Source organism: Kitasatospora acidiphila (genome assembly GCF_006636205.1).
GTDB lineage: Bacteria > Actinomycetota > Actinomycetes > Streptomycetales > Streptomycetaceae > Kitasatospora > Kitasatospora acidiphila.
This window is the reverse complement of record NZ_VIGB01000003.1, coordinates 2,823,327-2,835,952: the sequence shown is the minus strand read 5'-3', so window position 1 is coordinate 2,835,952 and position 12,626 is coordinate 2,823,327. Positions and strand designations below refer to the sequence as shown.

12 protein-coding genes and 1 tRNA gene are annotated in these 12,626 nt (G+C 72.1%); 6 read left to right on the top strand and 7 right to left on the bottom strand.

Annotation, left to right across the window (positions count from 1 at the left end; genetic code table 11):
• Positions 1 to 243: 243 nt before the first annotated feature.
• On the top strand, positions 244 to 1,389 hold the full coding sequence (locus E6W39_RS42950; RefSeq protein WP_141633770.1) for a hypothetical protein: 1,146 nt from the start codon (positions 244 to 246) through the stop codon (positions 1,387 to 1,389).
• A gap of 51 nt (positions 1,390 to 1,440) precedes the next feature.
• Positions 1,441 to 1,512 (top strand) — tRNA-Val (locus E6W39_RS13535).
• Positions 1,513 to 1,581: 69 nt separating this feature from the next.
• On the opposite strand, the gene E6W39_RS13530 is transcribed toward E6W39_RS13535, so the two are convergent.
• Entirely contained in the window at positions 1,582 to 3,174 is a 1,593-nt protein-coding gene (locus tag E6W39_RS13530; RefSeq protein WP_228718137.1) for a PucR family transcriptional regulator, read from the bottom strand.
• 169 nt (positions 3,175 to 3,343) lie between these two features.
• Between E6W39_RS13530 and pruA the strand changes: the two genes are divergently transcribed.
• Both pruA and E6W39_RS13520 read left to right on the top strand, forming a co-directional pair.
• Positions 3,344 to 4,972 carry an L-glutamate gamma-semialdehyde dehydrogenase gene (gene pruA / locus E6W39_RS13525; RefSeq protein ID WP_141633769.1) on the top strand — a complete coding sequence of 543 codons (1,629 nt, stop codon included), beginning with the start codon at positions 3,344 to 3,346 and terminating at the stop codon, positions 4,970 to 4,972.
• A gap of 143 nt (positions 4,973 to 5,115) precedes the next feature.
• Positions 5,116 to 6,045 carry a proline dehydrogenase family protein gene (locus E6W39_RS13520; RefSeq protein WP_101382649.1) on the top strand — a complete coding sequence of 310 codons (930 nt, stop codon included), beginning with the start codon at positions 5,116 to 5,118 and terminating at the stop codon, positions 6,043 to 6,045.
• Between the two features lie 101 nt (positions 6,046 to 6,146).
• On the opposite strand, the gene E6W39_RS13515 is transcribed toward E6W39_RS13520, so the two are convergent.
• From E6W39_RS13515 to E6W39_RS13500, 4 genes are all read right to left on the bottom strand, one after another.
• Positions 6,147 to 6,776, bottom strand: a complete 630-nt coding sequence (locus E6W39_RS13515) for a GOLPH3/VPS74 family protein (protein ID WP_141633768.1) — start codon at positions 6,774 to 6,776, stop codon at positions 6,147 to 6,149.
• Positions 6,773 to 7,006 carry a hypothetical protein gene (locus tag E6W39_RS13510; protein WP_141633767.1) on the bottom strand — a complete coding sequence of 78 codons (234 nt, stop codon included), beginning with the start codon at positions 7,004 to 7,006 and terminating at the stop codon, positions 6,773 to 6,775. Before E6W39_RS13510 ends, E6W39_RS13515 begins: the two co-directional genes overlap by 4 nt.
• 12 nt (positions 7,007 to 7,018) lie before the next feature.
• Positions 7,019 to 7,960, bottom strand: a complete 942-nt coding sequence (locus tag E6W39_RS13505) for an SPFH domain-containing protein (RefSeq protein WP_141633766.1) — start codon at positions 7,958 to 7,960, stop codon at positions 7,019 to 7,021.
• A gap of 175 nt (positions 7,961 to 8,135) precedes the next feature.
• Complete coding sequence (locus E6W39_RS13500; RefSeq protein ID WP_141633765.1) at positions 8,136 to 8,987, bottom strand: putative protein N(5)-glutamine methyltransferase; 852 nt, start codon at positions 8,985 to 8,987, stop codon at positions 8,136 to 8,138.
• A gap of 300 nt (positions 8,988 to 9,287) precedes the next feature.
• On the opposite strand from E6W39_RS13500, the gene E6W39_RS13495 reads away from it, so the two are divergent.
• Positions 9,288 to 9,923 (top strand): hypothetical protein, encoded by a 636-nt coding sequence (locus tag E6W39_RS13495; RefSeq protein WP_141633764.1) that lies wholly within the window; start codon positions 9,288 to 9,290, stop codon positions 9,921 to 9,923.
• 271 nt (positions 9,924 to 10,194) lie between these two features.
• Positions 10,195 to 11,115, top strand: a complete 921-nt coding sequence (locus E6W39_RS13490; protein ID WP_141633763.1) for a hypothetical protein — start codon at positions 10,195 to 10,197, stop codon at positions 11,113 to 11,115.
• On the opposite strand, the gene E6W39_RS13485 is transcribed toward E6W39_RS13490, so the two are convergent.
• Together E6W39_RS13485 and E6W39_RS13480 are read right to left on the bottom strand one after the other, a co-directional pair.
• Positions 11,085 to 11,723: a nucleotidyltransferase domain-containing protein gene (locus E6W39_RS13485; protein ID WP_141633762.1), complete on the bottom strand. Its 639-nt coding sequence runs from the start codon at positions 11,721 to 11,723 to the stop codon at positions 11,085 to 11,087. The two genes, E6W39_RS13490 and E6W39_RS13485, sit on opposite strands and share 31 nt — an antisense overlap.
• A gap of 59 nt (positions 11,724 to 11,782) precedes the next feature.
• Positions 11,783 to 12,577, bottom strand: a complete 795-nt coding sequence (locus E6W39_RS13480) for an alpha/beta fold hydrolase (protein ID WP_141633761.1) — start codon at positions 12,575 to 12,577, stop codon at positions 11,783 to 11,785.
• Positions 12,578 to 12,626 lie beyond the last annotated feature (49 nt).

Sequence of the window (12,626 nt, the reverse complement as noted above, 5' to 3'; positions counted from 1 at the left end):
CACCCAGGGGTACGCGGTGGACCCGGGAGGGGTTCACCGCGAGCACCGGCCCCGAGTGGGCGTGGGCACCGCCACCATAGGCCCGGCCCGGGGCGGGACGGGCGGGGTCGCGGGATCTGCCAGCCGTACGAGGGAAGCTGATGGCCCGCCAGGTCGAGCGCACGTATCGTGGGCGGACGCGGTCCGCGCCTGGCGGGGCCCGGCCGCGGATCGAGGAACGGCGAGACCGGGGGAGCGGCGAAAGTGGCGATCAGCGGTGAGAGCTGGGCGGTGGAGTCGGGCGAGGAGCACCTGCGGGGTCAGGAGCGGGCGGTGCGGGCGGTCTTCGAGGAACTGGACTTCCAGGTCTACGGGGTGGACCGGTCCGGCCGGGGCGCCCGGGGCGTGCCGCCGGTGGCCGGCCGGACGGCGGTCGTGGACAGTGACGCGCTGAGCGACTACGAGATGCTCGGCGACGAGGTCTCCTGGTTCGAGGTGCGGTCGGGCGACTGGAGCTCGCTGGACGGCCCGTACGTCACGGTGCGCACCTACCAGCCGGGCATCGAGCGCTACACCTCGATGCCGGAGCCGGAGGAGCTGATCGAGCGGGAGCGCGACCGGATCTACGAGTACCTCGGGCTGGACGAGGGCGACTGCCCCTCCCGGATCCGCACCCTGCGGGAGTGGATCAACGTGGACGGCGAGCCGGTGCCGGTGCAGATCCACGAGGAGCGCGGCAGCGGCCCCGGGGCGGGCGGCCACTCCCGCACCGTCTGGGCCGGGCGGCTGACCGTGGAGGGCTCGGTGGTGCTGCTCTGCGGGCGCGGGGTGGCACCGGGCGATGTGGAGCTGGACCGGCTGAGCGGGCCGGACTGCGACCGCTACCTGACCGGCCGCACCGAGCTGCTGCGCCAGCTGGAGACGGGTCGGCAGGCCCGGATCGCCCAGGCCCGGCGCGGGCACGCGGCGCTGACCGGCCTGGACGCGCACCGGCTGCTGGTGGAGTCCAGCGTGGAGCGGGCGCTGGCCGAGCGGGCCCACCGGCTCTCCGACGGCCGGGCCCGGCTGCCGCGGCGGCTGCGGGTCGGCGAGCCGGTGGAGCACTGGTCGGCGGCGATGCGCCAGCAGATGCACTACGCCTCGGAGAGCCGCAGCGAGGCACGGGCCGCACTGGAGCTGATGGTGGGCCAGCTCTGCCGGCTGGCCGATCAGGCGGACTGGCTGGTGGGTTCGGAGGAGGGCCGGGCGGCGGTGGAGGAGGCGATCCGCTACACGGTCTTCGCCAGCCAGGTGCCCAGCCTGTCCGCGCACCAGGCCTGGGTGCGGGTGCGGGAGCGCGGTGGCGACCCGGAGGCGGAGGCGTGCTGGCTGGCCGCCTGGGACATCTGGCGGCGGCAGCGGCGGCGGTGAGGGGGGCGTGGGGTGCAGTGCCGCGGATGGGATAAGGTTTTCCCTGCACCCGGGCGATTAGCTCAGCGGGAGAGCACTTCGTTCACACCGAAGGGGTCACTGGTTCGATCCCAGTATCGCCCACCGGATTGCGCAGCAGGGGCCCTGGTCAACCGACCAGGGCCCCTGCTCGTTTCGCCACCACGTCGGCAACTAGGCGCTGGGCAAGCGCAGTTGCAGCATCGCCAGCAGCCGCTGCTGCGGCTGCGCCAGGTCGATCCCGGTCAGCTGCTCGGCCCGCCGGACCCGGTACCGCAGGGTGTTCGGGTGGATGTGCAGCACCTGTGCCGCGACCCGCACCTCGCCCAGCGCGTCCAGCCAGGCCAGCACCGATTCGGCGAGCCGGGTGCCGTGCCGGGCGTCGTAGTCGGTGAGCGCAGCCAGTCGCGGGTCGCGCAGCTCGGGCCGCTCCTGGAGCAGCGCCAGCGTCTCGCTGACCAGCACCTCGGCCTGCACGTCGCTCAGCGCGGCGACCTCCGGCATCACCCCGCCGCGCCCCATCGCGTCCAGGATCCGGTCGGCCTGCGCGCGGGATTCGGGCACCCGGGCCAGCCCGGGCACGGTGCTGCCGATCGCCGCGCGCAGCTGCACGCCCAGGTGGTCGCGGGCCGCGTCGACCACCTCCTGGGCCCAGCCCCGCACGGTGGCCACCGGCAGCGCGGCCGGCAGGTCGGGCAGCAGCACGTAGATCCGCGAGTCGATCGGCGCGAGCAGCGCGCTGCGGTGCCGGGCTGCGGTGTGGACCGAGATCAGGCCGGTCACGTCGGCCCGGGCGGTGTCGCCGCCGACCGCCGCGTAGCCGAGCACGGTGGCCGGGCGCTGCGGGTGCAGCCCGAGGTGGGTGGCGAGCGACTGCGGCCCGGTGCTGCCTTCGAGCAGGCCGGTCAGCAGGGTCTGGGTGAGCCGCACGTCGGCCGAGAGCTCGCGCCGCCGGCGCACCAGCTGCGCGGCGGCCACCCGGGCGGCGCCGACCAGCGCCTGCTCGGCCTGCGGGGCGAGCGGCCGGGAGCCCTCCTGCACCCAGATGGTGCCGAGCGGTTGTGCGCCGGCTCGGATGCCGATGGCGAGTCGGCGCCGCAGGCCGAGTTCGGGGTGCGGCTCGACCGCGATCACGCTGTCCGAGCTGCGCAGGTGCTGGAAGACGCCCCACTCGCGCAGCTTGGACAGGTAGGGCTCGGGGCCCTGCCAGCCGAGGATGGAGAGCCGCCGCAGGTCGTCGACCTCGTCGGAGTCGGCGGAGCGGGAGTAGGCGAGGACCCGGCTGGAGGTGTCCTCGATGGATACGATGCCGCCGGTGAGCACGGCCGTGGTCTGGGCGAGCGAGAAGAGGTCGCCGGCGTTGTGCTCGGCGGTCTCCGGCGCGTCCGGCCCGCTGATGATGGCGCGGGCCAGCGCGTCCAGGTGCTCCCAGCGGGTCTCCCGGCGCACCGACAGCAGTGCCACGCCGGCCTCGGTGGCGGCTTCGCGCAGCGCGTCGGCCTGCCCGGGGGCGTCCAGCTTGACGGCGACGGCGGCCGCTCGGGCCCGTCCGGCGGCGCGCAGCGCGGGCAGTGCGGCGCGGCCGCGGGCGCCGATCGCCAGCACCAGTTCGCCGGTGGCGGCGGTGGCCGGATCCTCGGGGTCGAGGATCGCCACCTCGCGCACCGGCACGTCCAACCCGGCCGGGGCGGCCTGGAGTTCGACCAGAGGTTCGCCAAGCGACATCAGTAGATGACGCAGTGGGATGCCGGGGGCCGGAGTAGTCATCGGCTCACCTTCATCCGGTTGAACAATGCCGTATGGATGACTTTAGCCGCCCGGCCAACCATGGGGGCGCCTCCGGCGCTTTAACGTTCCTTCATGGCGGCCGTGTGAACAACGGCGGCTCCGCTGCCCTACCCGAGGGCCCCCACGACTCGAAGGAGAGCGCGCACTCATGGATGCTGTGACCCAGGTCCCCGCGCCGGTGAACGAGCCGGTCCACAGCTACGCCCCCGGCAGCCCCGAGCGGGCCCGCCTGGAGGCCAAGCTGAAGGAGCTGGGGGGCCAGGAGCCCGTCCAGCTGACCATGACCATCAACGGCGAGCGCCGGATGGGCGGCGGCGAGGAGATCCACGTCGTCCAGCCGCACAACCACGCGGCCCGCCTCGGCACCATGCGCAACGCCACCCAGGCCGACGCCAAGGACGCCATCGACACCGCCCTGGCCGCGGCCCCCGCGTGGCAGGCGCTCTCCTTCGACTCCCGCGCCGCGATCTTCCTCAAGGCCGCCGACCTGCTGGCCGGCCCGTGGCGCGAGACGCTGGCCGCCGCCACCATGCTCGGCCAGTCCAAGACCGCGCAGCAGGCCGAGATCGACACCCCCTGCGAGCTGGTCGACTTCCTGCGCTTCAACGTGCACTTCGCCCGGCAGATCATCGCCGAGCAGCCGATCTCCTCGGACGGCGTGTGGAACCGCAGCGACCACCGCCCGCTGGAGGGCTTCGTCTACGCGATCACCCCGTTCAACTTCACCGCCATCGCGGGCAACCTGCCCACCGCCCCGGCGCTGATGGGCAACGTGGTGCTCTGGAAGCCGTCCCCCACCCAGCAGTTCGCCGCGCACCTGCTGATGCAGCTGCTGGAGCAGGCCGGTCTGCCCAAGGGCGTCATCAACATGGTGACCGGTGACGGCCTGGCCGTCTCCGAGGTGGCCCTGAAGCACCCGGCGCTGGCCGGCATCCACTTCACCGGCTCCACCGCGACCTTCCAGCACCTGTGGCGCGAGGTCGGCAACAACATCCAGAACTACCGCTCCTACCCGCGGATCGTCGGCGAGACCGGCGGCAAGGACTTCCTGGTCGCCCACCCGTCCGCCGACCCGCAGGTGCTGAAGACCGCGATGACCCGCGGTGCCTTCGAGTTCCAGGGCCAGAAGTGCTCGGCGCTCTCCCGCGCCTACGTCCCGGCCTCGATCTGGGCGTCGCTCAAGGACGAGTTCCGCGACGAGGTCGAGGGCCTGACCATGGGCGACGTCAGCGACCTGTCGAACTTCATGAGCGCCGTGATCGACGAGCGCGCCTTCGCCAAGAACAAGGCCGCCATCGACCGCGCCAAGGCCGACCCGACGGTCGAGGTCCTGGCCGGCGGCAGCTACGACGACTCGGTGGGCTACTTCGTCCGCCCGACCGTGCTGGTCTGCCAGGACCCGGCCTCGGAGTACTTCCGGGACGAGTACTTCGGCCCGATCCTCGCCGTCCACGTCTACCAGGACGACGAGTACGAGCAGATGCTGGCCCAGATGGAGTCCGTCTCCGCCTACGGCCTGACCGGCGCGATCATCTCCCAGGACCGCGCGGCGGCCCAGGACGCGGCCGAGAAGCTGCGCTACGCGGCCGGCAACTTCTACATCAACGACAAGCCGACCGGTGCGGTCGTCGGCCAGCAGCCCTTCGGCGGCGGCCGGGCCTCGGGCACCAACGACAAGGCCGGCGCCAAGCAGAACCTGGCCCGCTGGACCTCGACCCGGTCCATCAAGGAGACGTTCGTCCCGCCGACGGACTACCGCTACCCGCACATGGGCTGACACCCCTCGCCCAGTGCACTCCCGTCGCCCGCCGCCGCCCCGTCGAGGGCGCGGCGGCGCGCGACGACCCCTGTGGGGGCGGCGGCTACCCTCACCGCCGCCCCCACCCCCTCGCAACCTGCCCATCCCCCACAGGAGTACCGATGCTCCGTTCCGCACTGCTCGCCGCGTCCCGCTCCCCGCAGGTGCGCACCATGGTCGAGAAGTTCCCCCCGACCCACGCGATAGTCGAGCGCTTCGTCGCCGGCGAGCTGCTCGACCAGGGCATCACCGCCACTGACGAGCTGGTCGCCACCGGCCGCAAGGTGACCCTCGACCACCTCGGCGAGGACACCAAGGACGCCGAGCAGGCCGCCGGCACCGCCAAGGCCTACGAGCACCTGCTGGCCGCCCTCAAGGAGACGGGACTCGCGGCCAACGCCGAGGTCTCGGTCAAGCTCTCCGCGGTGGGCCAGTTCCTGCCGGTGGACGGCGAGAAGATCGCGCTGGAGAACGCCCGGCGGATCTGCCAGGCCGCCGCCGACGCGGGCACCACGGTCACCCTGGACATGGAGGACCACACCACCACCGACTCCACGCTGTCGATCGCCCGCGAGCTGCGCGCCGACTTCCCGTGGCTGGGCGTCGTGCTGCAGGCCTACCTGCGCCGCACCGAGGCCGACTGCAAGGACTTCTCCGGCGCGGGCTCCCGGGTCCGGATCTGCAAGGGCGCCTACAAGGAGCCCGAGTCGGTGGCCTTCCAGGGCAAGCACGAGGTCGACCTCGCCTATGTCCGCGCGCTCAAGGTCCTGATGGGCGGCGAGGGTTACCCGATGGTGGCCTCGCACGACCCCAACATGATCAAGATCGCCGGCCAGCTGGCCGAGTGGAACGGCCGCACCCGGGACAGCTTCGAGTACCAGATGCTCTACGGCATCCGCCCGGAGGAGCAGCTGCGCCTCGCCCAGGCCGGCAACACCATGCGCGTCTACCTGCCGTACGGGCAGGAGTGGTACGGCTACTTCATGCGCCGCCTGGCGGAGCGTCCGGCCAACCTGACGTTCTTCCTGCGGGCGATGGCCACCAAGGGCTAGTGGTTCCCGAATGGGTGAAATGGCGAGTTGACGATATGTCAACTCGCCATTTCTCTTTGCTCGTTGGTGCATGAGTTGTTCGTGGTCGACATCGCGTCGACTCAACTGGACTGCGCCGCCCGCCTGGAGCGGATCGCCCGGCGCAGCGCCATCGGCACCGGCCCGCACAGGTCGGCGAGTTCGGCGATCCTGGCCTTCTCCTCGCGCCGCTGCTGACGGCTCAACACCACGGTGAGCTCGCCCGCGTGGGCCAGCGCCACCAGGGCCGCGTCCGCCGCCTCGACCCGGCTGATCGGGTCGCGCAGCGCCGCCGAGACGGCGGCGGTCAGCTGCTTGCGGGCCCGCGGGTCGCGCGGCTCGATCCGCACCGAGTGGAACAGCCCCAGCACCCGGCGCTCCTCCAGACGCAGCACGCCCCGGTCAGCCAGGCTGCCGCGGACCTCGCGCACGGTCGGCCGACGCCGGCCGATCCACCGCTGCCAGGACCGCGGCCGGCTCTGGGCGATCAGCCGCAGCGGCTCGGCGAGCAGCGGGTCGAGGCCGGCGGGAGCGGGGGCGACGGCCACCGGCCTGCCCCGGTCGTCGCGGATCAGGCCGAGCCGCAGCAGGTCGGCCAGGCCCGCCGCGCGCAGCAGCAGGTCGAGGTTGGGGCGGTTGGTGAGCCGGCCCTTGTCGGGGTCGTAGGCGAGCAGGAACAGCTTGCCCTGCAGGGTGTCGGGTACGTCGGTCATGAGGTTTCCCCCTCCTCGTCAGGGCTGCTCGCGTCCTCCTTGGCGGGCCGGCCGCGCTTGGGCAGCCGGCCCACGCCGCCGGGCATTCGGCCGCTGTCGGTCAGGGCCCGGCGCAACAGGAACTCGATCTGGGCGTTGGTGCTGCGCAGTTCGTCCGAGGCCCAGCGGGCCAGTGCGTCGTGGACCCCCGGATCCAGGCGCAACAGGATCTTCTTCCGCTCGGTCGCCACCTGCGCATTCTCCTACTGGTACAGGGAACCGGTGTTCACGACCGGCTGAGTGCCACGGTCGCCGCACAGCACCACCAGCAGGTTGCTCACCATGGCGGCCTTGCGCTCCTCGTCCAACTCGACCACGTCGCGCTCGGCCAGCCGGTCCAGGGCGGCTTCCACCATGCCGACCGCGCCCTCGACGATCAGCCTGCGGGCCGCGACCACCGCGCCGGCCTGCTGGCGCTGCAGCATCACCTGGGCGACCTCGGGGGCGTAGGCGAGACGGGTGATCCGGGACTCGATGACCTTGACGCCGGCCGACGCCACCCGGGTGCCGATCTCCTCGGAGAGCCGGCCGGTGATCTCGTCGGCGCTGTCCCGCAGCGACAGCTGGCCGTCCTGGTGGGAGTCGTACGGGTAGCTGTTGGCGATGTGCCGGACGGCGGTCTCGGTCTGGATCGCGACGAACTCCACGAAGTCGTCCACCTCGAACACGGCCTTGGCGGTGTCCTCGACCTGCCAGACCACCACGGCGGCCATCTGGATCGGGTTGCCGTCGGCGTCGTTGACCTTGGCGGTCTCGGTCTCGTGGTTGCGGATCCGGGTGGAGATCCGGCGGCGTGAGGTGAACGGGTTGACCCAGGTCAGGCCGTCGGCCCGGATGGTGCCCCGGTAGCGCCCGAACAGCATCACCACCTGGGCCACACCGGGGGCGACCACCGTCATGCCGCCCCAGAGCACCAGCCCGGTGATGGCCAGCAGCGGGCCGAAGCAGACCAGCACGATCCCCAGCGCGCTGCCGTGTCGGATGGCCAGCTGGGCGATGGCGACGACGGTCAGCGCGGCGCCGCCGAGCACCGAGAGCAGGCAGAGCGCGAGCATCGGCAGACCGGGGCGGCCGGTGATCAGCCGCTCGGTGATCTTGGGGGCGGGCATCTCGGGCACCGCGATGGGGTGTTGCTGAGCGGCCATCGGACCGGCTCCTCTCAATCCTCCGTTGAGCCCGTTATCACGGGCCTATCAAAGTGATATCACTTTATTCGGGAAGGTGGAAGGGGGCGGTCTGGGGCCGGCGGGGGAGCTCCCCTGCGCGTGGTGATTACGGGCGCAGGCGGTCGTGTCGGGGGAGCTCCCCCGCGCGTGGTGATTACGGGCGCGGGAGATCCCGGGTGGCGATCACCACGGTGGCGTCCAGCTCCTCGTCCGCGACCACGCGGGCGGCCAGGCCCGCGCTGCGGACCACCGACAGTGCCGCCGGCAGCTGGCGCTCGCTGGTCTCGAACAGCAGCGCGCCGCCGGGTGCCAGCCAGCTCGGCGCCTCGGCGGCCATCCGGCGCAGCACGCCCAGCCCGTCGGGCCCGCCGTCCAGCGCCGCCCGGGCCTCGTGGTCGCGGGCCTCGGCGGGCAGCACGGCCAGCCGATCCGTGGGCACATAGGGCACGTTGGCGATCAGCAGCTCCACCTCGCCGCGCAGCCCGGTCGGCAGTGGATCGAACAGGTCACCGGTCCACACCGTGCCCCGCCCGGCCAGGTTGCGGGCGGCGCAGGCGGTCGCGGCCGGGTCGATGTCCGCCGCGTGCAACTCCAGCTCGACGGCCGCGGCCAGCACCGCGCCGAGCGCTCCCGAGCCGCAGCACAGGTCGACGGTGCGGAATCCGGTGCGGACCAGCCCGAGCGCCTGCCGGGCCAGGAACTCGGTGCGCCGCCGGGGGACGAACACCCCGGGGTCCACCGCGATCCGCAGACCGCAGAACTCGGCCCAGCCGACGACGTGTTCAAGCGGCTGCCCGGCCACCCGGCGGGCGACCATGCGGGCCAGCTCGGCATCGGAGCGGGCGGCGGCGAGAAGGAGGTCCGCTTCGTCCTCGGCGAAGACGCAGCCGGCCGCGCGCAGCGTCTCGACGACGGCGGCAAAGGCGGGAAAGGCCGAGGAGGGGGATGCGGGGGAGACCGGGGAGGGGGAAGTGGAGGATGGCGCGGAGTGGGGCTGAGCGGTCATGGGGAGAGCCTTCCGGGGATCCGAAGGGTACTCTCGGCGGCTCAGCTCGACGAACGGCGACCGCGCGGGGCGAGTACCCGGACAACACCAGCGTTGATGGGTCTCACCTCCTCGGTCGGGCCCCGCGGTCAGCGGAGCGGCAGCGGCCCTCGGTGGGCCGGCCAGAACCGTATCAGAGGGGCGGCGGCCCGGTTGTCCGAAGATCGCCTGGTGACACGTCAAGTTCGGCTGCCACGGTCTGCGTGATGGGGCAACAGCGGCTGGGCCCGGTGTCGGGGCCGCCTGGCAGAATCCGCGCCCATGGACGCAGCAGACGTGGACACCGCAGCGGCGCTGGAGCGCATCGCGACTTTGTTCAACGAGTTCCAGATGGGTGACTGGCCCTACCAGGGCCGAGCGCACGGGTTCCACCGGGTGAGCGACCTCGTGGTGACCGGGACGCTGGTGTTCGCCCAGCCCAACCCGGGGGAGTGGATCCCGTACGAGACGCTGGCGCCCGGCTCGTACCCGGTCTACCTGGAGGTGATCGAGGAGCCCGACCCGGCGGCCCGGGTACCGCTGGACCTCAAGCCGTCCTGGACCTTCCGGATCGTGATCCCCCTCGCCGCCCCCGAGGCCATCGCCGAGGCGGCCGCCGCCCGCCGGATCGAGCTGGTGTACAACGACTACCAGCCGCTCGGCCCGCTGGGCGCGCTGTGGGACCAGGAGTCGAACTACCCGGCAGACCGCACCCCGGAGTTCGTCCAGCGCATCGAGGCCGACCTCGCGGCGGGGGCCGAGGCGGGGAGGGTGCCCAATGTCGCGGAGATCCCGGCGGATTCGGGCGGCGGGGCGAAGTACCTCGCCTTCTACGCTCCCTATGGCAGCGCGCTGGCCTGGGAGTTGGCGGATGCCGACGGGGAGCCGGTGTGCCTGGTGATGGAGGGTGCGGACTGACGCGGTAGCTGGTCATGTTGACGTCGGGTCCGGTCTCCTCTCGGACCTCCCGGACGGCCGTGCCCAGCAGGTGACTACCGGCGCGAGGGGGCGCGCGGAGGGTTGCGCGGTGTGGCCGTGGAGTCGCGGACAGTCGTTGATCGGCTACGGGTGGTGTTAGCGTGCGCGGTGAGCGGGTCGCCCCGAATGGAAAAGGGCGAGCCCGGCGGGTGTTGACGCACCTGGCCGGGCTCTTCATCCGCCAAGTGGGCTCAGGAAAGGGCCACTGAGGATGCTTAGGAATGTTATCGCGCCCGCGCGCGCCTTTACGCAGATCGCCAACGCCCACATCTGGGATGACGATCTGTCGGATTCTGCCTTCCGGCTGCTGGTGCGGGCGTTGGCGCTGTCGGATGTGGCGGCGCGGAAGACGACGGTGACGGAGTTGGCCGCCGGGTTGACGGGCGGGCGGATCACGGCCGATCGGGCGCGGCGGCAGTTGGTCAACAAGGGGCTGCTGCACACGACGAAGCGGCGCGATGCGGGTGGCCAGGTGCGGTCGGAGTCGCTGGTGTCGAGTGTGCCGCTGCGGGCGGAGGAGGCGGCGGAGATCTTCGTCTCGGGGCGTGGGGGCAAGGCCGCTGTACCGGGTGCCGGATCACGAAAGGTCGGGCGGGCCGACGTTCCGTCACCCGGCACCGTCCTCCCTACGGAAGGAACACTGGGGGAGAAGACGTCTTCCCCCCTCCCGGTCCCGCCGGATCCGGACGGGCGCCTGGAGACCGCCGAGCAACTGCTGCTGACGCTGCGCCAGTTCGACGAGCGCCTGGTGCTCGGTTCCCGTGAGGCAGCCCGCTTGGCGCCGCTGGCCGCCGAGTGGCTGGCCAGGGGCGTCGGTTCGACGGGCCTGCGACATGCGCTGACGGCAGGCCTGCCGCCGCAGGTGAAGTGCCCGGCAGCGCTGCTGCGTACTCGGTTGCTGGACAAGATGCCCGACCACGAGACGGACCACCTGCCGCTGACGCTGGCGATCTGCGGCAACTGCGAGCGCCCGTTCCGCGTCGTCGCGGGCGAGGCACGGTGCGCGGGCTGCCGCAGCACGGCACCGGTGCAACCGCCGGAGTCCGAACCGGCGCGCCTGGGCTGGCGGGAGCGCGTGCGGCTGGCGGCTGCCGGGCACGGCTATCCCGCCAGCTCGGCCCGCCACGGATGACCCGGGTGCACGCGCTCCAGCCACCCGCTGAGGACGTCGCGCCGCGTCCGGCTCAGCAGCGGAAGCACACCGTCGAAGTCCGCCTGATCCTTGGGCCGCGCCGCCTTCGCCTTGAACAACAGCACCAACTCCGGTACCAGGTACGGGATCCCGTCCGCCGTTCGTTCGATGATCGCGTGGTACGGCAGGCGCAGACTCTCATCCCGCCGGCAGACCCAGACCCCGCCCTGATGCGGCTCGCGGAAGACGTCGAAGAGGAACTGACCACTCGCCGGATCCCGCGCCCAGGTCTGGTGCGTGGCCGCCAGTGCTTCGGCGTCTGCCGCCGGCCAGACCTGCCCCGAACCCACCGCGTCGAACACGTACTCGGGGAAGCGATCTCGAACTTCCGGGAACGCCGCGGCGGGCGCCGCGATCTCCAGATCGCCATGCGGCCGCGATTGCCTCCCACGGAACAGGTCCAGCGCCCAGCCTGCCGCGACACACCAGGTCGTACTGACCCCGCGCAACCGCTCCGCAACCTGCTCCGGCCGCCATGCGCCAGCCCAGCGGGCTTCCATTTCGTCGGCGTCGAGGACCACGCCGCCGGGCGGCAGGGATTCGGTCATCGTCCCAGCGTACTTGTACGGCGGAGGCCGTGGTGCGGTTGACGGTGGGGCGCGCCCGCCTAGTGGACGAACGCCAGCAGGTCGGTGTTGAGCTGTCGGCGGTGCGACAGGTGGAGCATGTGGGAGGCGTTGCGGTAGACCACGAGCTTGCTGTCGGGGATCAGTTCGGCCGAGCGGCGTCCGCAGGTCTCCAGCGGGGCGAAGGCGTCGGCGTCTCCGTGGACGACCAGCGTCGGAATCCTGATCGCGCGCAGGTCGGCTCGGAAGTCGGCCGCCAGGTTGGCGGCGGTGCAGTCGACTGCCGCCTTGAGCGAGACCTCCATCCAGTCCTGGATGGTCCGGTCCTTCTCCACCTGCGGTATCGAGCAGTCGGGCAGCCCGTCGCCGAAGGACAGCGCGGCGTTCTCTTCCACCCACTGGCCGTAGCCGACCCGGAGGCGGTCGAGCAGCGCTGCCGCCACGGCGGGTTCGACGTCCAGGTGCGGGACGGTCGAACCCACCAGTGCGATACGGGAGATGCGCTCGTCACCGTGCTTGCTGAGGTACCGCACCACCTCGCCGCCGCCCATCGAGTGCCCGACCAACGTGACGTCGGTGAGGTCCAACTCGGCCAGGAGGGCGGCCAGATCGTCGGCCAGGGTGTCGAACTCGTAGCCGGTGCCCGGGTCGTCGGACCGCCCGTGGCCCCGGCGGTCGTAGGCGATCGCACGATGACCGTGCTCGACCAGGTGCTGCATCTGGTGCTGCCACATCTGACTACTCATCAGCATGCTGTGGACGAAGACGACCGGGCGTCCGCTGCCCCAGTCCCGGTAGAACAGCTGCGTGCCGTCCGGGGTGTGGATGTTCGGCATGATCGGCGCCCTTTCTATCGTCTCTAACGGCCTGGGTGGCCGCGGACGC

What these genes read in the sequence shown, in the direction of transcription:
- pruA (WP_141633769.1), top strand. Translation starts at nt 3,344, where the DNA reads ATGGATGCTGTGACCCAGGTCCCCGCGCCGGTGAACGAGCCGGTCCAC.
- E6W39_RS13505 (WP_141633766.1), bottom strand. Translation starts at nt 7,960, where the DNA reads ATGGCCGCTCAGCAACACCCCATCGCGGTGCCCGAGATGCCCGCCCCC.
- E6W39_RS13515 (WP_141633768.1), bottom strand. Translation starts at nt 6,776, where the DNA reads ATGACCGACGTACCCGACACCCTGCAGGGCAAGCTGTTCCTGCTCGCC.
- E6W39_RS13480 (WP_141633761.1), bottom strand. Translation starts at nt 12,577, where the DNA reads ATGCCGAACATCCACACCCCGGACGGCACGCAGCTGTTCTACCGGGAC.
- E6W39_RS13495 (WP_141633764.1), top strand. Translation starts at nt 9,288, where the DNA reads ATGGACGCAGCAGACGTGGACACCGCAGCGGCGCTGGAGCGCATCGCG.
- E6W39_RS13520 (WP_101382649.1), top strand. Translation starts at nt 5,116, where the DNA reads ATGCTCCGTTCCGCACTGCTCGCCGCGTCCCGCTCCCCGCAGGTGCGC.
- E6W39_RS13530 (WP_228718137.1), bottom strand. Translation starts at nt 3,174, where the DNA reads ATGACTACTCCGGCCCCCGGCATCCCACTGCGTCATCTACTGATGTCG.
- E6W39_RS13500 (WP_141633765.1), bottom strand. Translation starts at nt 8,987, where the DNA reads ATGACCGCTCAGCCCCACTCCGCGCCATCCTCCACTTCCCCCTCCCCG.
- E6W39_RS13485 (WP_141633762.1), bottom strand. Translation starts at nt 11,723, where the DNA reads ATGACCGAATCCCTGCCGCCCGGCGGCGTGGTCCTCGACGCCGACGAA.
- E6W39_RS13490 (WP_141633763.1), top strand. Translation starts at nt 10,195, where the DNA reads ATGCTTAGGAATGTTATCGCGCCCGCGCGCGCCTTTACGCAGATCGCC.